We start from the raw sequence: 21,298 nt of genomic DNA on the forward strand, positions 1-21,298 counted from the left end.
CTCTTTTCGACACGGCGCGCTGGTTGTTGGTGCTGAGATAGATTAGGACCGGACATCGAAAGGTGAGAGTGACAAGTGTGACGGGATTCCGATGGACTCGCTGATCACCGCTGCAGCGCGCGCCCTTGCGACGGGTGATCCCCTTGGCGCTTTGAAGCGGGTCGCCCTGCGTGAGGATGCGCCTGCGCTTGCGCTGCGCGGCATTGCAATGGCGCAGCTCGGCGATCTCGTTCGCGCAAAGGCTCTCCTCAAAAGTGCTGCGCGCGCCTTCGGTCCGAACGAGGCAGTGGCCCGCGCGAGGTGCGTCGTCGCCGAAGCCGAGATCGCGCTCGTCTCGCGCGACCTCGGCTGGCCGGCGAAGGCACTCGACGCCGCGCGGTCGACGCTTGAAAAGCACGGCGACCACGTCAATGCCGCGCATGCGCGCAATCTCGAAGCGCGGCGCCTGCTCCTGATCGGACGCCTCGATGAGGCGGAGGGCAGGCTCGCCGGCTTCGACCCGACGACGCTCCCACCCGCGTCGAGGGCCGCCCACGAGCTGGTGATTGCGGGGGTCGCGCTACGCCGCCTCCGCACCAAGGCGGCGCGCGCTGCGCTCGGGCGGGCCGCGCACGCGGCGGGCCAGGCGGACATTCCACCGCTGACGGCCGAGGTTGAAGGCGCATCCCTGGTGATGAACACGCCCGCGGCGCGGCTGATCGCGCGCGGGGTTGAGCGCCCGCTCCTGCTCGAGGAGGTCGAAGCGCTGCTGGCGTCGGGGGCACTCGTCGTCGACGCCTGCCGCAATATCGTGCGGGACGCCGGCATGATCGTCTCGCTGGCGACGCGCCCGGTCCTGTTCGCGCTTGCGCGTGCGCTGGGCGAAGCCTGGCCCGCAGACGTGCCGCGGAGCACGCTCGTCGCACGCGCCTTCGGCGGCAAGCACGCCGATGAATCGCATCGCGCCCGGTTGCGGGTCGAAGTCGGTCGGCTTCGGGTGGAGTTGCGGTCACTGGCGGATGTGAGCGCGACCAAGCGAGGCTTTGCGCTTAAGCCGCGCCGCCCACGCGATGTCGTGGTGCTGGCGCCGCCCGCCGACGAGCCGCATGCAGCGGTGCTCGCCTTCCTCGCCGACGGCGAGTCGTGGTCGAGCTCGGCGCTCGCAATTGCGCTCGGAGCCAGCTCGCGCACCGTGCAGCGCTCGCTCGAGCAGCTTGCGGCAGCAGGCAAGGTGCAGTCCTTCGGCCGCGGGCGAGCGCGCCGTTGGATGACCCCGCCGGTGCCGGGATTCCCGACAATCTTGTTACTCCCCGGCTCACTGTCGGGTTACTAGTGTCATGGACAATTCAACAGATCTGAGCCTGGAGCAGAAGCATGAAACGATCTGCAGCTGAAGTCCTCCGCGAATATGGACCCTTTCCGGGTGTCGACCAGGTGGCTGGGGTTACATTCGACGGTCAGCAGGTCTGGTTTGCGTCAGGAGACAGGCTGAACGCCTTGGATCCTGCGAGCGGCAATGTGGTGCGCGCGATCGATGTCGCCGCGCACGCAGGAACGGCCTTCGACGGCCAGCACCTGTTCCAGATCGCCGAAGATCGCATTCAGAAGATCGATCCCAACACTGGCCGCGTGCTCGCCACGATTCCGGCGCCAGGTGGCGGCGGCGACTCCGGACTCGCCTGGGCCGAAGGCTCACTTTGGGTGGGGCAGAATCGCGGTCGCAAAATCCATCAGATAGACCCCCAGACAGGGGCAGTTCTTCGCACAATCGATTCCAACCGTATCGTCACAGGGGTCACCTGGATCGACGGCGAACTCTGGCACGGCACCTGGGAAGGTGACGAGAGCGACGTCAGGCGGATAGATCCTGAAACCGGAAAGGTCCTGGAGAAGCTTGAGATGCCGCCTGGAACAGGCGTGTCGGGGCTCGAGTCCGATGGTGGCGATCAGTTCTTCTGCGGCGGTGGAAACAGCGGCAAGGTGAGAGCCATCCGCCGACCCAGGCGAGGCTCCACGAGCAGTTAACCGAAGCGGCTCGCGGGCCCGCTTTCCGCTTTGACGAACCGTCCGCCGGAGCGGCCATCAACGTGGCGGACCGGATCGCTGGAGCCCTTAAGCGCTGCTGGGCTTGGCGCGGCGTTCGACGATGTAGATGTGGTCGGCCACCAGGACCACATCGCCATGCTGGTTGATCACCTCGCAGCGCTCGATGACGCGACCCGACTCCGGCCGCTTTGGGTCGTCTTGCTTGGCCGAGATGGTGGTGCGAGTCTTGATCGTATCGCCGATGAACACCGGCTTGATGAAGCGCAACCTGTCATAGCCATAGGAGAACGCGACCGGGTTGATGACGCTTGCCGTCAGTCCGACGCCGACCGAGAAGACCAGCGTGCCATGGGCGATGCGCTGGCCGAACGGCGTCGTCTTCATGAACTCGGCGTCCATGTGGTGAGGGAAGAAATCGCCGGTATGGCCGGCATGCACGACGAAGTCGGTCTCGGTGATAGTGCGCCCGCTGGTCATGCGCGACGAGCCGATCTGGTAATCCTCGAAATAGACAGTCTGCTCCATGTCAGGGCCTCGCCGCGATCGGTGTTGCCGGCGCCGCGCTCGATTGGTAGGCAGCTTCGACCAGCGCCATTGTGCTCCAGGCGTCCTCGACGGAACTGACAAGCTCGGCGTCTTCGCCTGATGCGTAGCGTTGGACATTGGCCATGCGGCCGACGAATGCGTCCGGAAACCATTCGCCGACGAGCGGCACCGTGACCCAGTCTGAGCCGCCCCTGGGACAAATTTCAAGGACATCGGGCTCGCCGCGCGGATAGTCGAGGTTGAGCCCGAGCTTGAGATAGGCGGCGCCCTCGGTTCCGCAGATGCGGAACTCACAGGCCTGGTGTTTTCGGCCAAATTTATGATCATGATTGATCGACAGTGCACAGCGCACAATATCGCCATAGTCGAGGATCGCGCTGGTGCGGGTTTGCGCGACCTTGTGGCCGGGATGACCGAGCGTCTTGGCGTGAACGCCCCTGGGATCGCCGAGCAATTGCCGGATCAGGTCGAGATAGTGGATCGAGTGCATGGCGATCTCGACGCGCGGCGCCTTCAGCAGGAATTCCCACAGCTGCCAGGGTGTCGCCAGCGCCAGCCAGGCGTCGAAATCGAGGACGTCGCCCAGCCAGCCCCTGGCGATCGCATCCTTCAGCGCCAGCATCATCGGCGCGAAGCGAAGCTGGAAATTCACCGCCGCTTTCAGATTTTTGGCGCGGCAGATTTCGAGGATCTCGGTGGCCTCGCTGAGGTCGCTGCCCATCGGCTTCTGGATCAGCGCTACGGCGCCGTCGGGCAGCGCCCTGAGCACACCGGCATGATGAGCCGGCGGCGTCGCCAGGTCGAAGATGACGCCGTCGATTGACGCAGCCTCCTCGATCGACCGGTAAGCGGTGACGCCCCAGTTGGCCGCGAGTTTTTCCGCCTTGGCGTGGTCTGGATCGAAAAGCCCGGCGACCGGAAAGCCGGCTTTCCGATAGGCCGGGAAATGCGCGTCGCCGACGATCGAGCCGGCGCCGAAAATCACGATCGGCCGCGGCTTCGATGGCTTCGCCCAGGACTGGGAGAGCGAGGCTGGGTCGAAAACGCCATCAGTCATGATGGAAGACTTCGTCCATCGATGCCCACCATTCGCCCTCCTTGCGGGTCGGCAGCGGCTCCTGGCAAGGCATGCACAGCGCCCACCATTCCTGCGTCTTGGGATCGGCGGCCATCTTCGCCATGTCGGCGGCATAGTCGGTGCCGTGGTACTCGAAAGTGCTGAACAAGAGGTGCTCCGGCTCCTTGAGATAGATCGAATAGTTCCTGATGTTGCAGGCGGAAATCATCGCCAGCACTTCAGGCCAGACGGCTGCGTGAAGCCGCACATATTCGGTGACCTTTTCCGGCTTGAGGCCGAGCACCATTGCCATCCGCTGCATGTCCGGCTCCTGTTTCACTATCGTCGTTATGAATGCCGCGATGCGTTGCGTTGCACCGGCGGTGATCTGCCCACTATTTACATACAAACAAATAATTTACACAATCACCAAGCCGATGGTCCTTCGGATGCTGACCACGGGGAGTGATTATGGCGGAGGACGAGGACGATGACCGCTATCGCGCGCCGGCGCTCGACAAGGGTCTCGACATCCTTGAGCTTCTGGCCGGCGTCGATGGCGGCCTGACCCAGGCGGAAATCGCCAAGAAGCTCGACCGCAGCCCCAACGAGTTCTACCGCATGTTGGACCGGCTGGTGCGGCGCGGCTACGTCACGCGGCCGGATGGCGACCGTTACGCGCTGACGCTCAAGCTGTTTGGCCTGGCGCATCTGCACGCGCCGGTGCGGCGGCTGGTTTCCTTTGCGACGCCGCTGATGCGCGAACTTGCCGAGACCTCGCAGCAGTCAAACCAGCTTGTCGTCTTCGACCGCGGTTCTGCCGTGGTGATCGCCCAGCAGGAGGCGCCGGACTATTGGGGCATCTCGATTCGCGTCGGCGCGCATGTCAGCCTGTTCGACACCGGCTCCGGACATGTGCTGCTGGCGTTCCGCTCGCCGGAAGAGCGGCGGATGATGATCTCCGAACATCTGCGCAGCGCCCACAAGCCGCCTCAATCGCCGGACTTCTTTGCCCGTCTCGACCAGATCCGACAACGCGGCTATGAAATGATGGCATCGATGCAGACCGCCGGTGTGTTCAACCTGTCGGCACCTGTGCTTGGCTCGGACGGTAGGGCGATCGCCGCGCTGTCGATCCCCTACATAACCCTGATCAACGCACCCAGGGCGCCCGACATTACGAGGACCATAGAACTGTTGCTGGCAACGGCCGAAAAGCTGTCGCAACTGGCGGGAGCCGCTGCCAAGCAGGCGACTGATTGAACAATTTCTGCGTGAGATGATTTTGAAACGGCGAAGGAGGAGCGCGCAATCATGATCTTCGATACCCATCTGCATCTGATCGACCAGTCGGCGTTGCGCTACCCTTGGCTCTCCAACGTGCCGGCGCTGAACCGCGATTTCCCCTACGACGAATATGCAGTCCAGGCTCGCCGCGCCGGCATAGAGGGCGCGTTGCACATGGAGGTCGATGTCGATCCGGCCGATATCGAGGCTGAGACCAGTCACGTAAAGGCGCTGTCACACCCGAAGGACAGCTTGCTGCGCGGGGCAATAGCCTCCTGCCGTCCGGAAGAGCCGGGCTTTGCCGCCTATCTCGAGCGCCAGCGCGCCGATCCTTTCGTCAAGGGTTTTCGCCGTGTGCTCCACGTCGTGCCGGACGAGCTTTCGGAAGGCGCGCTGTTTCGCGATAACATCAAGCGGCTTGCCGGCACCAAACTGACCTTCGACCTCGTCGTCCTGCCGCATCAGATCCCCAAGGCGATTGCGCTTGCCGACGTCGCGCCGGACGTGCAGTTCGTGCTTGACCATTGCGGCGTGCCCGACATCAAGGGCAGCAGTGAGCATCCCTGGCGCGAGCATATGGCGGAGATCGCGCGGCGCCCGAACGTCGTCGGCAAAATTTCCGGTGTGGTCGCCTATGCGGACGCTGGATCCTGGACTGTCGAAACGCTGCGTTCCTATGTCGAGCACACCGTCCAATGCTTTGGCTGGGACCGCGTCGTGTGGGGCAGCGACTGGCCGGTCTGCACGCTAGGCGGCGGGCTTGCGACCTGGATTGCGGCAACGCATGCGCTGCTTGCCGGAGCAAGCGTCGATGAACGGCAAAAGCTGCTCTCCGCCAATGCGAAGCGGCTCTGGAATTTGTAGAGAAGTTAGCGAACTCTGCCTCATCTCAGCGCCGGGTGCCGGAGACTCTTCACAAACAGGCGATTGAGATCGGCGACGACGCGGCCGGCATCCTGCCTTTCGGTCAGGCCGAGATTGATACGATCGGAGGCCGCCTGCTGGAAGGCCATGTAGCCATCCTGGCGTGGCCTGACCCAGGCGCTCTCGAGCGTGGCGCGGGTGTCCTTGTAGAAATTGCCGGTGGCTGCGTTGACGGCGGCATCGTCCCAGGCTGCGGCATGGCCGGGCTGGCCGCCGGCCGACGCATAGGGGCCGCGCTGCACCTCGCCGCTGGCGATCCAATAGGCAAAGTCGATGGCCTCTTGCGTGGCCTTCGAAAAGGCCGACACGGCAATGCCGGTTCCGCCGAGCGCCGACCCGACTACACCGGCGTCGCCGGCAGGCGGAATGTCGGCGAAGGCAAGGCGGCTGCTGCGGAATCCGGCGATGGCATAGGAAACGTAGCCGTAGATCAGCGGCGCGCAGGCGATCCGCGTGCCGGAACTGGCCATCTCCTCCAGGACGCCGATCGGGTCCATGCCAAGGCAGGTCGGATCGACGAGAGCCGCGATCTCGCGCATCATCTCGAAAACGCGGCCGCCGATGTCAGGGTTAATGTGGTCGCCAGGCTCTTCGATGGCGGGCCTGCCGAGATTGCCGGCAAGCGTGTAGAACACCATCAGCGAATGCGGCGGCCTGAGCGGCAGCAGCACGCGCCCTTGCCGCGCCAGGTCGAGCACCTCGGACCAGTTCGCCGGCGCGGCGGAAAGCATGTCCGGCCGCCACGCCTGCACCTGGCTGGCCGTGTCGATCGGAAACGCCCACTGCCGGCCTTGCCAGTTGTAGCTAGGATGGGACTGGCCGACGCTGCCTGCCGCCAGTGCCGCGCGTTCCTCTTCACGCCCCACAACGTCTAGCGGCGCCAGACAAGTCTCGGCGGTGATCTGGCCGACATGCGGATGATCGATGACGATCAAATCGTAGGCACGGGCCAGGTCCTCGACCGGAAACGATTCGAAATCCTGCAGCGAGCGCTTGTCCCATTCGATGGTGACGCCGGTCTGCTGCTTCCACAGTCCCGAACAGGCGACCATCGGGTCGTAGCCGCGCGGATGGCTCCAGGTCATGCCTTTGAGCGTCACGTCGCTCACAGCCCGAATTCTTCGCGGATCTTTGCGCTGTGCTCGCCGATGCGCGGCGCCGCCCGCTCGACCTTGGCGCGGACGCCATCGACCCTGAGCGGCGAACGCGTGGTGAGGATCGAGACGTGATCCTCGCGCGTCACTGTCTGCAGCATGTCGAGCACCTGAAAACCTTCGCTGGCCATCATTTCCGGCCAGGTCAGCACCTTGGCGCACCAGATGTCGGCCGGCTCGAGGATGGCAAGCCATTCGTCGACCGTCTTCGTCGCGATTTTCTTCGCAATGATCGCCTTGATCTCGTCGCGGGCGGTGAACCAGGTCGACGGCTGATCGCGATAGGGCGCAAGCTGTTCGAGTTCCAAAAGGTCGGCCAGCTTCGGGATCGGCGTCATGGCAATCGCCAGATAGCCGTCCTTGGCCGGATAGACGCCGTAAGGCGCCGACAGATAGGCATGGGCGCTGCGGAACGCCGATCGCCGTGGCAGGCGGCGTCCGTCATTGAGATGCGTGGTCAGCACCTCGAACTGGAAGTCGACCAGCGCTTCGAGCAGGCTGGTCTCGACATGACTGCCGGTGCCGGTCAGGCCGCGCCGCACCAGTGCGGCAAGGATGCCTTGCGCGGCGGCGGCGCCTGCCAGCATGTCGGCAATCGCCAGGCCGAACGGCACCGGACCCTGGTCCTCGTCGCCGTTCAGCCACATCACGCCGGAACGCGCCTGCGCCAGCAGATCCTGCCCGGGGCGCTTGACCCAGGGGCCTTCTTCGCCATAGCCGCTGATCGAGGCATAGACCAGGCGTGGATTGATCTTGCGCACCGCCTCGTAGTCAAGGCCAAGGCGCTCGATGACGCCGGGCCGGAAATTCTGGATCAGCACGTCGGCCTTGGCCAGCAGGCCGCGCAGCGCCGCCAGATCGGCCTCTTCCTTGAGGTCGATGGCAAAGCTTTCCTTGGCCCGGTTGATGGCGTGGAAGATGGTGGAATCGCCGCCGATCTCGGTGTCGCTGAGATAGAGCCGGCGCGACAGGTCACCGCCATCGGGGCGCTCGATCTTGATGACGCGGGCGCCGAGGTCGAGCAGCCGCAGCGAGCAGTAGGGCCCGGACAGGAACTGGCTCATATCGACGACGACGAGCCCGGTCAGCGGCAATTCGGCGATGGCAGCCATCGCCTATGTCTCCGTCTTGCCGGCGAAACCGGCCGGATTCCGGCACTTCACCGTCTGCAGGTGCTGGCAATAAAGCACGAGTTCTCCTTCACCCTTGGACTTCATAGCTGGCGCGGATCAGCCCCATCTCCTTGTATTGGGTTTCGTGTCGAGATTGGATTGCACGATCGGTCCCCGTACCAATCTTCTTTGGTGAATAGTATTTTCACATATGGGATTGTGTTTCAAGCGTGAACAGGCGAAATTTTGCCGCGATCCGCTGCGGCTGGGTGTCGGCGGAACAAGGGGGGATTTCGATGCAGGACGCCTGTCTGGTCTTCGTCGGCAGCCTCAACCGCGAGGCGCCTTATTTTCAGGGCGCGCGCGGCGTCGGGCTCGGCGTCTACAGTTTCGACGAAGAGACGCTGGAGACGAGGAAACTGGCCGAGACGGGAGACGTCGACAATCCGACCTTCCTGTCGGTGACGCCGGACGGCTCCCATGTCTATGCCAACTCCGAAGTGTTCACCTGGCGCGAAGGTGTGGTCTCGGCCTACCATTTCGACAGGCAAACCGGCACGCTTTCCTACATCAACAAGCAGCCGACGCTTGGCAGCATCACGGCGCACAACACCGTCACGCGCGACGGGACGAAGCTCCTGGTCGCCAATTACGGCATGGGCGAAGGCGGCCCCGATCGCTCGCTCGTCGTCTACGGATTGCGCGACGATGGCGGCTTGACCGCGCCGTTGTCGAGCGTCGCCCATAGCGGAACTGGTCCCGACGCAGTTCGTCAGGAACGTCCCCATGCCCACAGCGTCACCGAGACGATTGCCGGTGGCGTGACGATGGTCGCCGATCTCGGCATCGATCGGCTTGTCTCGTACCGCATCGGGCCCGACGGCGGCCTGACCAGACTGGCGGAGTCGGCGCTTGCGCCCGGCGCCGGGCCACGTCACGCGGCGCTGCATCCGGGCGGGCGCTTCGTATTCGTCATGAACGAACTGGATTCGACGGTCGTCTCGCTTGCGCTGGACGAAGCGTCGGGCAGGCTCACCGAGATCGACACGAGGCCGGCCGTGCCGGCCGCGGCGCGCGACGGCAATCATTGCGCCGACATCCAGATATCGCCCGACGGCCGCTTCCTCTATGGCTCCAACCGCGGCCATGACAGTGTCGTGGTGTTTTCCGTCGACCAGCGGACCGGCACGCTTGCGCTGGTCGACCATGCGCCGTGCGGGGGCGCTACGCCGCGCAATCTGGCACTGACGCCCTCGGGTCGCCATCTCTTCTCGGCCAACCAGAACGCCGACCGCATCTCGATTTTCGCACGCGATGCGGCCACGGGTCGGCTGGCCGACACCGGGCGGTTTATCGATATCGGCACGCCAATGTGCGTGAAGATCGTGCGTTGAAAGCCTTGCTCTCCTTCCAGCAGCGAGGGCGTGCACAGTCCTGTGATTTCGGCTGAGCCATCAGCGTGGTAGCTTGCAGTCGTTCCGCTGCGGAGTCGCCATGCGTACCAAGCTCCTAGAAATCACCCTTGCTATGCTGGTGCTGGTCGGCGGCCTTCCAGCCGGCCATGCGCAAGTGGCCGAACGGCCGTCGCCTTCGGGCGGCGTTCTGTCGCTGCTCCCGCCGCCCCAGGTCTCAGATCATTCGATCGTGATCGCGGGACGCACGCTCAACTATCAGGCAAGGGCCGGCACGCTGTCGTTGCTATCCGGCAAGGGCGACGTCACCGCGGAAATCTTTCATGTCGCCTACACGCTGCGTCCCGAGCCAAGCCGGGAACCTGATCCCCGCCGCCCGATCACTTTCGTATTCAACGGTGGTCCCGGAGCGGCTTCCGCCTATCTGCATCTTGGCGCGCTTGGTCCACGCGTGATGGCGACAGCGGCCGATGGAAGTTTTCTCCCACCGCCGCAGCGGCTTTTGGACAACTCGAACACCTGGCTCGACATGACCGACTTGGTCTTTGTCGATCCCGTCGGAACCGGTTACAGCCGCGAAGCATCCGGCACCGAGGCACGCAGCTTCTGGGGCGTCAACCAGGACGCCGCCGCGATGGGCGCCTTCATCCGGCTCTATCTGGCACAGGCGGGCCGCACAGCGTCGCCGGTGTTTCTTGCCGGCGAAAGCTATGGCGGGTTTCGGGCGGCACTGCTCGCCAAGACGCTTCAGGAAGATATCGGCGTCAGTCCTCGCGGCATCGTGCTCATCTCGCCGGCGCTCGAATTCACACTGGTGCGGCCCGACGAGTTCCAGCCGCTTCACTGGGCGCTTGAGCTGCCGTCGCTGGCGGCGGTGCGCCTGCGCAGCGAAAGCGTCACCGGTTCCGAGTTGCAGGAGCGGTTGGCCGATGTCGAACGCTATGCGCTTGGCGACTATCTCGTCGCGCTTGCCAGCGGGCTCGAACAGGGCGGGCGTCTGGCGAGCCCGCGCGTTGCTGAAATCACCGGCCTGCCGCTCGAACTCGTGAAACGAAACTTTGCACGCATTCCCACCGCGCTCTTCGCCAAGGAGTTTGCGCGGGCAAGGGGCAATGTTCTCAGCGTCTATGACGGCACGATCGAAACGGCAGACGTTGCCCCGGAAAGTCCAAGGCCCAGCGGCCCTGATCCGGTGCTGGATCGAAGCGTGCCGGCGCTCACTTCCGCCTTTGTCAGCTATGTCAGGGAGGAACTGAAATTCCGTACCGATCTAAGCTATCGGCTTCTCAACCGTGAAATCAGCGGAAATTGGGATTACGGGACGAGCCCGACGCGTCAGGGCTATACCGGCGTGATGGATGACCTTCAGCAGGCGCGCGCGCTAAATCCCGGCCTCGGCGTTTTGATCGTCAACGGCTACACCGACCTGGTGACGCCCTATCTGGTGTCACGCTATCTTGTCGGCCAGGTTCCTTCGCTTCCCGGCGCAACGCCTATCCGCCTCGAACTGCTGGAAGGCGGCCACATGATGTATTTCAGGCCGGAGAGCCGGCGCGCGCTGAGAGAGGCCGCGTCCGAGCTTTACCAAGCGCCGAAATGAGCTCGTAAAAGAAACAAATCCGCCTCGTCGCATGAGAGGCGGATGACGCAACACGAACCGGCGAGGCGAACAAGTCGATGACATCTCAGCCTGCAGAACTGACCTGGCTCAACCCGCCACCGCATCATGCCTTCGGCGACAGCACCGTGCATGTTCGGACCGGCAAGGAAACCGATTTCTGGCGCGAGACTTTTTATGACTTCTGGCGTGACAATGGCCACTTCCTCTACCGGCAGGTCGAGGGCGATTTCAGCGCCGAGGTCACCGTCAAGGGGGACTACAAGGTGCTCTATGATCAGGCCGGTTTGATGGTCCGGCTGAGCGAGACGCATTGGGTCAAGGCCGGCATCGAGTTCACCGACGGGCTCGCCTATTTTTCGGTCGTCGTCACCAATGATGCTTCCGACTGGTCGTTGGTCAGCATCCCGGCCGGTCCGGACGGAGTCAGGATCCGGCTGACCCGCCATGCCGAGACAATCCGCGTTCAGTATCTCGATGCCTCCGACCATCGCTGGAAGCCGGTGCGGCTCGCCTACTTCCCGCCCTCGAAAACAGTCGATGTCGGCATGATGTGCTGTTCGCCGCAACGTGAAGGTTTTGAAGTCACATTCAGCGATTTTTCAGTCGGCCCGGCGATCTCGAGGGAACTCCACGACTGACGCGTCCTGTCAGCGGATCGGGGCGCCGCTTTCACAGCAGTATCGTTCCGACAGCCGAATTGCGCGGTCGAAGAAGCTACCGGGCATTCGCCTCGTCCCGGTCGAACTTGAAATCGGCGGGAAGGCGGCCGCGGAAGGCGCGAAGCCGCTTCAGTAATTCCTCGCGCGCAGGTTTGCGCGCGACGCCGAGTCGTCGGGCATCGGCGACGTGGATCTCAATCTCATCGCCTTCCCCGAGTTCGAGGATCTCGACCACAACTGCAGGAATACGGATAGCGAGGCTGTTGCCCCACCTGGCGACCTTCATCACACTCTTCTATGCATATGCGCCATGATAACGGAACTGCCCGGGCGGCCGACCTTCTGGCCGGCCGATCCAGAAGCATCCGTCAGCCCGGATGCTTGAAGATTTCGCCAAACCAGTTTCGCCACTTGGGCTCGCCCTCGACGGCGCGCTGTTCGGCGTCGTCGCCATAAAGATACAATGCCATGCTGGCGTTTGCGCTGCCATCGATATCATAGGTTCCGATCAGGGCAATGCCGGGAGCAGGTGCAGTCAGGCGCAGCGCGATGAAGCGCTGCTTGTCGTCCTGCCGCACGCGTTCGACTATGCCGGATAGTCTCTCCGGCTGCAGCGGTCCATTCCGCTGCTCGCCGACATTTGCGCCGGCCAGTCCGAGCGTCTCGGTAAGTTGCCTCCAGATCGAGAGCTGGTCGGCCTTCGTGCTGGCCATGACGCTGAAGCTGGCGGCGTTTTCGCCAGCGAAGTGCGAAAGGTAAATGCGCAGCACCTCGAAAAAGCCGGGCCAGCCGCTCTCGAACCCTTCCAACTGATCATCCCAATCGTCGGTCGAGGCAAACAGCGAATGGACCATGCGGACGACGCAACGATCACCCGACCGGCTGGTCACGGTGATCTCCGTTGCGACAGGCGGCGCGCCTTCGCTCCAGTCGCGTTCGACATAGCCGAAACGGAACGGCGGCTCCCAAATCGTCACTTCGCCGGTGGACGCGCCATTGGGACCGAAGTCGAAATGAAGCCTGCCGCCGACATGCTCGTCGATCGTGGTTTTTGTGAACCAGGCAGTGTTGCCGGGGCCCGTCGCAATGGCCCGCCACACCTGCTCGGGTGTGCCGGGCGTGATGAACTCCATCTCGACCCAACGCTTTCCGGTTTCATCTTTCTTGATCGGCATGGGAACTCCTTTCAGGGATTGGCGTCCTCACAGCCGGGGCCGGGTGTAGTACGACGCCACTACGAGCCGATTCGGCCGCCCGCCAAAGCTCAAGCATACTCATTTTCGTATTGACAAAATATTTTGTCAAGACGCGCGCTGATGGCTGAAAGCGGCTATGACGCGTCGTCGCCGTGTCGTGTGATCTGAGCGTTCGCAATCGAGCCGAATTCATGAAGAGAGGGCGAACCTGAGACCGCAGAACTCTTAATGCAATGACATTGCAGCGCCTGGCCGTGAGTGTGCCTGGAACAGCCGTTCGGACGTTATTTGCCTGCCGGCCGCCAAACGCAGCGCTGACTTTCCGCCAATGGCATTGAGATTGGATCGAGCGTTGCTTTGATCGAAACAACCTGCGTGTCACCGTAAAGGCCTGAGCCAAGCCTGAGGCAGGAGGAGGTTGACCATGGCCAGGATTGTACCCGTGCTCGATCTCAGCCGTCTCGAACAGGGCGCGTCGGAGCGTCGGACCTTTCTGTTCGATCTGCGCACGGCGGCCCGCGATGTCGGCTTCTTCTATCTCAGCGGCCATGGAATTTCGGCTGTGGAGATCGACGAGATGCTCGACGCCTCGCGGCGGTTCTTTGCCTTGCCGGAAGCCGACAAGCTGGCCATCGAAATGGTCAAGTCCCCGCAATTCCGCGGCTACACGCGCACCGGTGGCGAACTGACCAGGGGCAAGGCCGATTGGCGCGAACAGCTCGACATCGGCGTCGAGCGTCGACCCATACCAAAGGGGCCGGGCATTCCTGCCTGGACGCGGCTGCAAGGGCCGAACCAATGGCCTTCGGCCCTGCCGCAACTCAAGCCGGCACTGCTGGCATGGCAGACCAGGGCGACGGCGGTGGCAGTCCGCCTGCTGAAGGCCTTCGCGCTGTCGCTCGACCAGGCCGAGGATGCTTTCGATCCGATCTATAGCGGTGAGCCCAACCATCGCATGAAGATCGTGCGCTATCCCGGGCGCGACACAACCGGCGGCGACCAGGGTGTCGGCGCACACAAGGACGGCGGTTTCCTGACGCTCCTGCTTCAGGACGACAACAAGGGGCTGCAAGTCGAATATGACGGAAGCTGGGTGAATGTGGATCCCATCCCTGGAACGCTGGTGGTCAACATCGGCGAGCTCCTCGAACTGGCATCGAACGGTTATCTCAGGGCAACGGTGCACCGTGTCGTGACGCCGCCGGCTGGTATCGAGCGAATTTCCGTTCCATTCTTCTTCAGCGCCCGGCTCGATGGGACGATCCCATTGCTCACCCTGCCTGAAGAACTGGCTGCCGAGGCGCGCGGACCGGCGAGCGATCCGGACAACCCGCTGTTTCGCGACGTCGGAACCAACGTGCTGAAAAGTCGCCTGCGCTCGCATCCTGACGTGGCGCGCCGGCACTATGCCGATCTCCTTGAGACAAGGGCATCACCCGGCTGAAGACGTCAGAGCAAATAGAACAGGAATTTTCGCTATCCCGCCGGCTTTTGGAATTTTGTTCGTCGCCAACCCGCTCAAACAAGCTCAAACAGGTAACACCGTTCGGCGGTTTCCTCCCATTCCCCTGAACGGCGTTCCCCTCTGAAGGTTGTAACCTTCTTTTGACCGGGCCGTATTCGAGCCCGGCCATTTTTTTCCGCGCTCCCTTGGCGAAGGCGCCAGAGCCGATTCTTCAAAAAGCGCGTCATAAGGAATTCACGCGACGCGCTTTAAGTTCTTTGTTTTTATGCATGTCGTCATCGCAAAACCGCTGCGCACTTTTGGGCGAAATGCGTTAGCTTCCCGCCAACGACAATCCACGGGCGCGTTCGCACAGCAGGGCAAGCAATTCGCTGCGCCGCGCTTCCGGTGTGTCGACCGGCAACACGAAGCAAAGAGTCTTGTTGATGGCGCCGTAGCTATCGCGGATGGGCGCGGCCATGCACCACGTGAAGCGGTCGGCGAGGGCGACGGTCTCGCTGAAACCTTGCCGGCGGGCCAGGGCGACGTCGCTGAAGAATTCGGCTGGCGCAATGACGCGGCCGTCGGGCAGCTTGTAGTCGCCAGGCGGGATGAAGTCCTTCACTTCTTGCTCGCTCATATGGCCGAGCAGGAGCCGCCCGGACGCCGTCCACGGGATCGGCACCTCGACCCCGACATCGCTTGAAATCCGGAACGGGCCGGAAGAATCACGGCAATCGAGAACGATGTATTTGTTCCCGCGCAGGCCGCACAGTTGCACGGTCTCGCCGGTCTCCGCCGCCATCTTGTCCAGCGTCTCGATAATGCGCCGGTAGTGGGCGTTGTGATGCGAGTAGGCCCAGCCGAACAGATGCATAGCCCGACCGAAATAGACGTAGCCTTCCGTCCCGACGTTTTCGAGCATTTCGGCTTCGAGCAGGCTGTTGACGATTTCGTAAGTGGTCGAACGCGGTGCGCCGATCATCTTGGCGATGTCGCCGACGCGCATCGGCGCGCGGTGCCGCAAAAGCGCTTCCAGCAGCATGATGACGCGGTCGATGCCGCGGCGGCGTTCGCCATTGCGCGGCTCGGCGCCGGCTTCCGTTTCGATCAGACCAGTAGCTCCATCGCTCATGTCGGCCGCATCCGCGTAAAAATCAATTCGGCCCTCGTCTCAAGACGCTTGAAAGATGTCAAGGCTCAGTCTAGCATCCCATTTGTCTGATATACAGACCCATTGTCTGAAATATCAGACAATAACGAGCCAGGCGCAGAACGTTCTGACGAGAAAAACACGCGGTTTCCGGATGCGGCAACCGGCGGGTTTTCTCGTCCGGACCCCGCACGTCCAGGCATAACCTCAGAAGGGAACAATCATGACGAAATCATCGTTTTTCGCATCCGCCAACGCCCTTTGCCTCGGTCTCCTACTAAGCCTCGGCGCCGGTTCGCAGGCCAATGCGGCCGCCAAATGCATCAAGGGCGACCGCAAGGCGCCGTACACGATCGGCTGGGCCAACATTTATTCAGTGCCGACCTGGATGAAGCAGACACAGGGCACGATCGAAGCCGAGGTCGAGACCCTGAAGAAGCAGGGGCTGGTCGACAAGCTTGTCGTAACCGACGCCCAGGGCGACGCAAACGTCCAGATCCAGCAGATCCAGTCGATGATCGATTCCGACGTTGACGCCATCATCCTGATTGCCGGCTCGTCGACCGCGCCGGCGCGTGTGCTGGCGGATGCCTGCGCCAAGGGCATCGCCATCATCAACTTCGACAGCCTCGTCGACACCGACCAGGTGACCGCCAAGGTCAACACCGATTCCGCCCAATGGGGCGATCAGGCGGCCAAGTTCCTTATCGACGCGATCGGCGGCAAGGGCAAGATCCTCATCCTCAACGGCCCGGCCGGCGTTTCGGTCAGCGACGATCGGCGCAAAGGCGCTGACGCGGCGCTCAAGGCCCATCCTGACGTGACGGTCCTTGCCGAGACCAATACACCCTACAATGTCGCGCCTGCACAGGAAGCCGTCACCAGCCTGCTGTTCGCCAATCCCGAGATCGACGGGATACTGTCGCTCGGCGGCGCCTTGTCGGCGGGCGCGGTGCTCGCCCTCGACAAGCAGGGCCGCGAACAAGTGCCGATCACCGGCGAGAATGCCCGCCAATTCCTCGAACTCTGGAAGGAAAAGGGCCTCAAGAGCTGGGCAACCATGCAGCCGAACTGGCTCGGCGCTTTCGCCACCTACACCGCCGTCCAGGCGCTGGAAGGCAAGGATGTGCCGGCTTTTGTCAAGATCCCGCTGCCGGTGATCGACAATTCCAATATCGATCAGTACCTCGCACGGGCGGCCGACTTTCCGGCCGACGGCTATATCTATTCGCCCTACGACGAGGAGTTGTTCAAGAAACTTCTGGCTGAGCAATAAGCCTGAAAGGTCGCAGAAAGTGCTGACCACGGCTCCGCTTCTTGCTGCGCGGGGGGTGTCGAAGTCCTTCTTCGGCAATCCCGTCCTGCGCGATGTTTCCATCGCTCTCCAGCCGGGCCGCGTGCATGCGCTGCTCGGCGAGAACGGCGCCGGAAAGTCGACGCTGATCAACCTTTTGTCCGGTGCCTTGCGCCCGGACGGCGGGGCGATCGAGGTCGATGGGCGCCCGGTGTCGCGCATGAGCCCTGCCTATGCGCAACAGGCAGGGATTGCCGTCGTCCAGCAGGAACTCAGCCTGACGGCCAGCCTCTCCATCGCCGAGAACATCGGCCTTGGCGCCTATCCGCGCCGGTTCGGTTTGCTCGACTATCCCGAACTCGCAGTGCGGGCCAGGGCAGCATGCGATCTTGTCGGACTTCACGAACCGCTCTCGATGCCGGTCGGACAATTGTCGCTTGGCCGCCGGCAGATGGTGGAGATCGCCAAGGCGCTTTACCGCCGGCCGCGCGTGCTCATTCTCGACGAACCCACTTCGTCGCTTTCGGCAACCGAAACGAAAGTCCTGACGGACCTGTTGGAGAGGCTGCGCGGCGAGGGCATCGCCATTCTCTACATTTCGCACCGGCTGAACGAAGTCATGGCGCTGTGCCAGCACGTCACCGTCCTGAAGGACGGCACCTGCACGGCGGACCGCACCCTGGAAGGAACCGACGCCAGAGGACTGGTACGGCTGATGGTCGGGCGCGACCCCGGCGACCTCTTTCCGCATTGGCAGCCTTCGGCATCGGCTGCCAACGCCATTTCGGTTCGTAATTTTTCGGCCGGCCTGATGCGCGACGTCGATCTCGACATCAGGACGGGTGAGGTGCTTGGCATCGGGGGCCTGGTCGGGCAAGGGCAGGAAGATTTGCTGCTCGGCCTCTACGGTGCCATTCCGGCCAGGACGGCATCCGCGATCGTTAAGGGGGCTTCGGGTTTGCCCAGCGGTGTGCCGACAGCCAACGCGCTTGGCCTCGCCTATGTCCCGGCCGACCGCAAGCGCGAGGGCCTGCACCTGATCCATTCCATCATCACCAACATGATGCTGCCCGCTTTCGCAAGACTGCCGGCGCTGAAGCTGCGCAGCCGCCGTGCCGAGCGCGAGACGGCAAGAGGTCTCGCTGCCCAGCTTGGTATCAAGGGCGACCTCGACCGGCCGGCGCAGGCCCTCTCGGGCGGCAACCAGCAGAAGGTCGCGCTGGCGAAATGGATGCCGCACGACCCGCTTGTGCTTCTCCTCAATGACCCGACGCGCGGCGTCGATGTCGAAACCAAGCGCGAAATCTACATGATGCTTCGCAACTTCGCCGCCGCCGGCAAGGCGGTCGTGCTGCTCAGTTCCGACACACCCGAACTGGTGCACCTTTGCGACCGCGTCGCGGTGGTCCGGGAGGGTCACATCGTTGCCATGCTCGAGCGCGGCGCGCTGAGCGAGGAAGCGATCGTTTCCGCCGCGATGGGCGCCGAACAGCGAAAGGTGGCGGCGTGAATACGGTGGCTCCCTCAGGGCAAGCCGGCGCTCTCTACTGGCCGGTTCAACTGCGCCGCAATGTCGGCGTGCGCAGCCTGTTCGCCGTGGTTATGGCGTTCCTCGTCGCCTATGGCTTCCTCTTTCCTGGCCTCTTAACCGCTTCCGGCTTCGCCAAATTCACCCAGAGCTGGTTTCCGCTGGCGCTGGTCGCCATGGCCCAGGCGATCCTCATGCTCACTGGTGGCATCAGCCTGGCGATCGGCGCAATGGTCAGCCTGGGCGCGGTGATCGCCGCGACGACGATGACCGGGCCGCTGGGCGTAGCCGGCGGTGCCGCTGCGGTGGCGTTGACCGGTGTCGGCATCGGTGCCGCAACCGGGTTCATTGTCGTGAAACTTCGGTTGCCGGCGATCGTGGTGACGCTCGCCGGCTCCTTCATCATCGGCGGTGCTGCGCTGCTCATCCTGCCGAGACCCGGCGGCGCCATTCCGGAATGGCTGTCGGACCTGCTTGCCGGCAACACGCCCGCAGCCTTCGTGCTGCTGATGCTCATCGTACTTCTGTGGAAACTCTATCTCGCCACGCCGCTTGGTTTGAGCCTCTATGCTGCCGGCGAGAATCCCGTCGGCGCCTATCGCTCCGGCGTGCCGGTCGATGGCGCACGGATAGCGGCTTACGCGATCAGTGGCCTGCTTTGCACAGGCGCCGGTCTGTTCGTTGCCGCGCAAACGGGTTCGGGTGATCCGGTCATCGGCACGGCCTTCACGCTGAATTCCATCGCCGCCGCCGTGCTCGGCGGCATCGGCTTCCTCGGCGGTCAAGGCACGATGCGCGGCGCTCTTGCCGGCAGCCTGCTGCTCAGCCTGATGATCAGTGTGATGTTCTTCCTCGGCTTCACGCCGGTCGCCCAGTATGTCGCACAAGGCCTCATCATCATCGGGGCGGTCGCCACCCCGCAATTCCGCAAGGTGCAGCAATGACAGCATGGAAAGAGAGCGCAGGCGGCAGGCGCGCCCTGACAATCCTGCGCAGCCGGCCTTTTCTCACCGTTGCCATCGTTGCCGCGGTGTGGATCGTCGCGAGCTTCGTTTCGCGTGGCTTCGGCGCCTATGGCCATTTGCGCTATCTGGTCGAACTGGCCGCGGTAATTGGCCTGGTTGCGGCGGGCCAGACCTTCGTGGTGATTGCCGGTGGCATCGACCTTTCCGTCGCGGCTATCGTCACAGTGAGCGCCGTCAGCCTGCCGCTGCTGTCGTGGCAGGGGGATCCGACCGGGCTCACCGCCGTCCTTGCCGTCCTTGCGTTGACGACGACAATCGGTCTGGTGAACGGGCTGGGCGTGGCGCTGTTGCGCGTCCATCCGATGATCATGACCCTGGCCATGGCGACATTCCTGCAGGGTCTGCTGATCATCATCGCCGGCGGCAGCGCCGTGACCGCCGAAAACCCGCTGGTCCGCTGGCTCGGCAATGCGCGACCGGCCGGTATTCCCGCAGGTGTGCTCTTGTGGGTGGCCGTCTCCGTGATCGTTCTGGCCGCAATGCATGCCACATCCTTTGGCGCACGGCTCTTCGCCATGGGCGCCAATCCGCTCGCCGCGGCACTGTCGGGGGTTCCAGTAACCTCGACGACGCTGGCGGTCTACGGCATCAGCGGCTTCAATTCAGGGCTTGCGGGCGTGCTGGTGCTCGGCATGAACGGGCAAGGCTATGTCGGGATCGGCGATCCCTATCTGCTCGCCTCGATTGCGGCCGTGGTGCTCGGCGGCACCTCGATCCTCGGCGGGCTCGGCACCTATGCCGGCACCATCCCCGGCGCCATCCTGCTGGTCACGATCACGGCTCTCATAACCGTCGTCAACGCATCGCCGGGCTGGCGCAGCATCCTGTTCGGTTCGCTGATCCTGGGGCTGCTGCTTCTCTCAGGCAGGGAGCAGGCCCGCCGATGACATATCGTCAAGCCGGTAGATGCGCCTTGCGTTGCCGAAGAACAGCGCCGTCTGCTCGTCTGCGGAAAGCTCCCCGGCAATGGCCTTGAAGCTGTCATATACTGCATCGAACGACGCGTGCAGACCGGCCACCGGGAAGTCACTGCCGAACATCGCGCGCCGCGTGCCGAAACAGTCGATGCAATGCATGACAACCGGCTTCAGGCTGTCGAGCGTCCAGTCATGATCGTAGGCGACCAGATCCGATATCTTGATGGCGACGTTGTCACACTGGGACAAACGCCGAACCCCTTCGCACCACGCCCGCATTCCGTCGGCGTCGCGATCGATCGGGCTGCCGCAGTGGTTGAGAACGAACTGCTGGTTCGGATAGGCCGCTGCAAGGCGCGCTGCACCGGCGAGCTGGCGCGGAAACACCATCAGGTCGAAAACCAGCCGGTGGCCGGCAAGCAGCGCCAGGCCGGCGCGCCAGGCCGGATCGTTCATGATGCCGTCACGGGCCGCGAAACGGCGGGCAGGATCTGGATCCCAGCTCAGTATGTCACGCACGCCGACGACACGGTCGAACGCCGCCTGCGCCTCGACCAGTGCCGGGGCTTGGCGGTTCGCCAGCGGAACGTGAACGACGTAGCGGGCCGCCACGCCCTGCGACTTGCCGAGCGTTTCAAGCCACCGCGTTTCGCCGACGCAGTCGTCCCCGGCCCAACCGGCTTCGACATGGACGGTGGCGACGATATTGTGCCGGCTGGCGTCGCGCAAATAATCCTCAGGAAGATAGTTTCGCCGCAAGGGGCCCAGCTCGCCCAGGCCGCCGCGTTCGCCAGCCGTTGTGGCGAGCCAGGGATGGCGGCCGAGGCCGAGATCCCAAAGATGATGGTGGGCATCGATGATCGGTCCGGAGTAAGGCTTTGGCACGCATCTCTCTCATGCTGTGGCCGGCATCGGAAATCGAACCGGACTTCATCCTGCGAAGG

Annotated in this window: 21 protein-coding genes and 1 pseudogene; 12 read left to right on the plus strand and 10 right to left on the minus strand. The window is 63.5% G+C overall.

Annotated elements, in window-relative coordinates:
• Positions 1–91: 91 nt before the first annotated feature.
• Positions 92–1,312: a helix-turn-helix domain-containing protein gene (locus tag AC0L18_RS15335; protein ID WP_473493117.1), complete on the plus strand. Its 1,221-nt coding sequence runs from the start codon at positions 92–94 to the stop codon at positions 1,310–1,312.
• Between the two features lie 41 nt (positions 1,313–1,353).
• Positions 1,354–2,004 (plus strand): Vgb family protein, encoded by a 651-nt coding sequence (locus AC0L18_RS15340; RefSeq protein ID WP_473493118.1) that lies wholly within the window; start codon positions 1,354–1,356, stop codon positions 2,002–2,004.
• An 87-nt stretch (positions 2,005–2,091) separates the two neighbouring features.
• On the opposite strand, the gene AC0L18_RS15345 is transcribed toward AC0L18_RS15340, so the two are convergent.
• From AC0L18_RS15345 to AC0L18_RS15355, 3 genes are read right to left on the minus strand one after another with little or no spacing between them, the layout of a single operon-like run.
• Positions 2,092–2,550: a MaoC/PaaZ C-terminal domain-containing protein gene (locus tag AC0L18_RS15345; protein WP_473493119.1), complete on the minus strand. Its 459-nt coding sequence runs from the start codon at positions 2,548–2,550 to the stop codon at positions 2,092–2,094.
• A 1-nt stretch (position 2,551) separates the two neighbouring features.
• The gene (locus AC0L18_RS15350) at positions 2,552–3,628 is read right to left on the minus strand and encodes a Gfo/Idh/MocA family protein (RefSeq protein ID WP_473493120.1); all 1,077 of its coding nucleotides are present in this window, start codon (positions 3,626–3,628) and stop codon (positions 2,552–2,554) included.
• Entirely contained in the window at positions 3,621–3,950 is a 330-nt protein-coding gene (locus AC0L18_RS15355; protein WP_091597514.1) for an L-rhamnose mutarotase, read from the minus strand. The genes AC0L18_RS15350 and AC0L18_RS15355 overlap by 8 nt, the downstream gene beginning before the upstream one ends.
• 149 nt (positions 3,951–4,099) lie before the next feature.
• On the opposite strand from AC0L18_RS15355, the gene AC0L18_RS15360 reads away from it, so the two are divergent.
• Together AC0L18_RS15360 and AC0L18_RS15365 are read left to right on the plus strand one after the other, a co-directional pair.
• Positions 4,100–4,891: an IclR family transcriptional regulator gene (locus AC0L18_RS15360; protein WP_473493121.1), complete on the plus strand. Its 792-nt coding sequence runs from the start codon at positions 4,100–4,102 to the stop codon at positions 4,889–4,891.
• Between the two features lie 51 nt (positions 4,892–4,942).
• Positions 4,943–5,779: an amidohydrolase family protein gene (locus AC0L18_RS15365; protein WP_473493122.1), complete on the plus strand. Its 837-nt coding sequence runs from the start codon at positions 4,943–4,945 to the stop codon at positions 5,777–5,779.
• A gap of 20 nt (positions 5,780–5,799) precedes the next feature.
• Here AC0L18_RS15365 and AC0L18_RS15370 read toward each other — a convergent pair whose 3' ends face one another.
• From AC0L18_RS15370 to AC0L18_RS15380, 3 genes and pseudogenes are all read right to left on the minus strand, one after another.
• Positions 5,800–6,948 (minus strand): extracellular solute-binding protein, encoded by a 1,149-nt coding sequence (locus AC0L18_RS15370; protein ID WP_473493123.1) that lies wholly within the window; start codon positions 6,946–6,948, stop codon positions 5,800–5,802.
• Complete coding sequence (locus AC0L18_RS15375; protein ID WP_473493124.1) at positions 6,945–8,105, minus strand: CaiB/BaiF CoA transferase family protein; 1,161 nt, start codon at positions 8,103–8,105, stop codon at positions 6,945–6,947. The genes AC0L18_RS15370 and AC0L18_RS15375 overlap by 4 nt, the downstream gene beginning before the upstream one ends.
• 3 nt (positions 8,106–8,108) lie before the next feature.
• A pseudogene (locus tag AC0L18_RS15380) lies at positions 8,109–8,244 on the minus strand (amine oxidase); the annotation flags it as partial.
• Between the two features lie 157 nt (positions 8,245–8,401).
• Between AC0L18_RS15380 and AC0L18_RS15385 the strand changes: the two are divergent.
• From AC0L18_RS15385 to AC0L18_RS15395, 3 genes are all read left to right on the plus strand, one after another.
• Complete coding sequence (locus AC0L18_RS15385) at positions 8,402–9,499, plus strand: lactonase family protein (protein ID WP_473493125.1); 1,098 nt, start codon at positions 8,402–8,404, stop codon at positions 9,497–9,499.
• Between the two features lie 100 nt (positions 9,500–9,599).
• The gene (locus tag AC0L18_RS15390) at positions 9,600–11,117 is read left to right on the plus strand and encodes a S10 family peptidase (protein WP_473493126.1); all 1,518 of its coding nucleotides are present in this window, start codon (positions 9,600–9,602) and stop codon (positions 11,115–11,117) included.
• 77 nt (positions 11,118–11,194) lie between these two features.
• Positions 11,195–11,776, plus strand: a complete 582-nt coding sequence (locus AC0L18_RS15395) for a DUF1349 domain-containing protein (protein WP_236370340.1) — start codon at positions 11,195–11,197, stop codon at positions 11,774–11,776.
• A 76-nt stretch (positions 11,777–11,852) separates the two neighbouring features.
• On the opposite strand, the gene AC0L18_RS15400 is transcribed toward AC0L18_RS15395, so the two are convergent.
• Both AC0L18_RS15400 and AC0L18_RS15405 read right to left on the minus strand, forming a co-directional pair.
• Positions 11,853–12,083, minus strand: coding sequence for an AbrB/MazE/SpoVT family DNA-binding domain-containing protein (locus AC0L18_RS15400; RefSeq protein ID WP_473493127.1), 231 nt, complete (start codon positions 12,081–12,083; stop codon positions 11,853–11,855).
• Between the two features lie 82 nt (positions 12,084–12,165).
• Complete coding sequence (locus AC0L18_RS15405) at positions 12,166–12,972, minus strand: SRPBCC family protein (RefSeq protein WP_473493128.1); 807 nt, start codon at positions 12,970–12,972, stop codon at positions 12,166–12,168.
• Between the two features lie 445 nt (positions 12,973–13,417).
• Here AC0L18_RS15405 and AC0L18_RS15410 point away from each other — a divergent pair, with 445 nt between their 5' ends.
• Positions 13,418–14,437, plus strand: coding sequence for an isopenicillin N synthase family dioxygenase (locus tag AC0L18_RS15410; RefSeq protein ID WP_473493129.1), 1,020 nt, complete (start codon positions 13,418–13,420; stop codon positions 14,435–14,437).
• Between the two features lie 334 nt (positions 14,438–14,771).
• On the opposite strand, the gene AC0L18_RS15415 is transcribed toward AC0L18_RS15410, so the two are convergent.
• Entirely contained in the window at positions 14,772–15,572 is an 801-nt protein-coding gene (locus AC0L18_RS15415; RefSeq protein ID WP_287218083.1) for an IclR family transcriptional regulator, read from the minus strand.
• A 241-nt stretch (positions 15,573–15,813) separates the two neighbouring features.
• On the opposite strand from AC0L18_RS15415, the gene AC0L18_RS15420 reads away from it, so the two are divergent.
• From AC0L18_RS15420 to AC0L18_RS15435, 4 genes are read left to right on the plus strand one after another with little or no spacing between them, the layout of a single operon-like run.
• Positions 15,814–16,866 (plus strand): substrate-binding domain-containing protein, encoded by a 1,053-nt coding sequence (locus tag AC0L18_RS15420; protein WP_473493130.1) that lies wholly within the window; start codon positions 15,814–15,816, stop codon positions 16,864–16,866.
• Positions 16,867–16,885: 19 nt separating this feature from the next.
• Positions 16,886–18,394 carry a sugar ABC transporter ATP-binding protein gene (locus AC0L18_RS15425; RefSeq protein ID WP_473493131.1) on the plus strand — a complete coding sequence of 503 codons (1,509 nt, stop codon included), beginning with the start codon at positions 16,886–16,888 and terminating at the stop codon, positions 18,392–18,394.
• Positions 18,395–18,399: 5 nt separating this feature from the next.
• Complete coding sequence (locus AC0L18_RS15430; RefSeq protein WP_473493159.1) at positions 18,400–19,356, plus strand: ABC transporter permease; 957 nt, start codon at positions 18,400–18,402, stop codon at positions 19,354–19,356.
• Complete coding sequence (locus tag AC0L18_RS15435; protein WP_208602530.1) at positions 19,353–20,324, plus strand: ABC transporter permease; 972 nt, start codon at positions 19,353–19,355, stop codon at positions 20,322–20,324. Before AC0L18_RS15430 ends, AC0L18_RS15435 begins: the two co-directional genes overlap by 4 nt.
• Here AC0L18_RS15435 and AC0L18_RS15440 read toward each other — a convergent pair.
• Positions 20,298–21,239, minus strand: a complete 942-nt coding sequence (locus AC0L18_RS15440) for an amidohydrolase family protein (protein WP_473493132.1) — start codon at positions 21,237–21,239, stop codon at positions 20,298–20,300. The two genes, AC0L18_RS15435 and AC0L18_RS15440, sit on opposite strands and share 27 nt — an antisense overlap.
• Positions 21,240–21,298: the final 59 nt, after the last annotated feature.

The sequence above is a fragment of the Mesorhizobium sp. WSM4819 genome (genome assembly GCF_055811215.1).

Coding starts and splice junctions, on each gene's coding strand:
- AC0L18_RS15415 (WP_287218083.1), bottom strand. CDS start 15,572: ATGAGCGATGGAGCTACTGGTCTGATCGAAACGGAAGCCGGCGCCGAG.
- AC0L18_RS15355 (WP_091597514.1), bottom strand. CDS start 3,950: ATGCAGCGGATGGCAATGGTGCTCGGCCTCAAGCCGGAAAAGGTCACC.
- AC0L18_RS15335 (WP_473493117.1), top strand. CDS start 92: ATGGACTCGCTGATCACCGCTGCAGCGCGCGCCCTTGCGACGGGTGAT.
- AC0L18_RS15350 (WP_473493120.1), bottom strand. CDS start 3,628: ATGACTGATGGCGTTTTCGACCCAGCCTCGCTCTCCCAGTCCTGGGCG.
- AC0L18_RS15385 (WP_473493125.1), top strand. CDS start 8,402: ATGCAGGACGCCTGTCTGGTCTTCGTCGGCAGCCTCAACCGCGAGGCG.
- AC0L18_RS15405 (WP_473493128.1), bottom strand. CDS start 12,972: ATGCCGATCAAGAAAGATGAAACCGGAAAGCGTTGGGTCGAGATGGAG.
- AC0L18_RS15395 (WP_236370340.1), top strand. CDS start 11,195: ATGACATCTCAGCCTGCAGAACTGACCTGGCTCAACCCGCCACCGCAT.
- AC0L18_RS15400 (WP_473493127.1), bottom strand. CDS start 12,083: ATGAAGGTCGCCAGGTGGGGCAACAGCCTCGCTATCCGTATTCCTGCA.
- AC0L18_RS15345 (WP_473493119.1), bottom strand. CDS start 2,550: ATGGAGCAGACTGTCTATTTCGAGGATTACCAGATCGGCTCGTCGCGC.
- AC0L18_RS15365 (WP_473493122.1), top strand. CDS start 4,943: ATGATCTTCGATACCCATCTGCATCTGATCGACCAGTCGGCGTTGCGC.
- AC0L18_RS15340 (WP_473493118.1), top strand. CDS start 1,354: ATGAAACGATCTGCAGCTGAAGTCCTCCGCGAATATGGACCCTTTCCG.
- AC0L18_RS15375 (WP_473493124.1), bottom strand. CDS start 8,105: ATGGCTGCCATCGCCGAATTGCCGCTGACCGGGCTCGTCGTCGTCGAT.
- AC0L18_RS15360 (WP_473493121.1), top strand. CDS start 4,100: ATGGCGGAGGACGAGGACGATGACCGCTATCGCGCGCCGGCGCTCGAC.
- AC0L18_RS15390 (WP_473493126.1), top strand. CDS start 9,600: ATGCGTACCAAGCTCCTAGAAATCACCCTTGCTATGCTGGTGCTGGTC.
- AC0L18_RS15410 (WP_473493129.1), top strand. CDS start 13,418: ATGGCCAGGATTGTACCCGTGCTCGATCTCAGCCGTCTCGAACAGGGC.
- AC0L18_RS15420 (WP_473493130.1), top strand. CDS start 15,814: ATGACGAAATCATCGTTTTTCGCATCCGCCAACGCCCTTTGCCTCGGT.
- AC0L18_RS15435 (WP_208602530.1), top strand. CDS start 19,353: ATGACAGCATGGAAAGAGAGCGCAGGCGGCAGGCGCGCCCTGACAATC.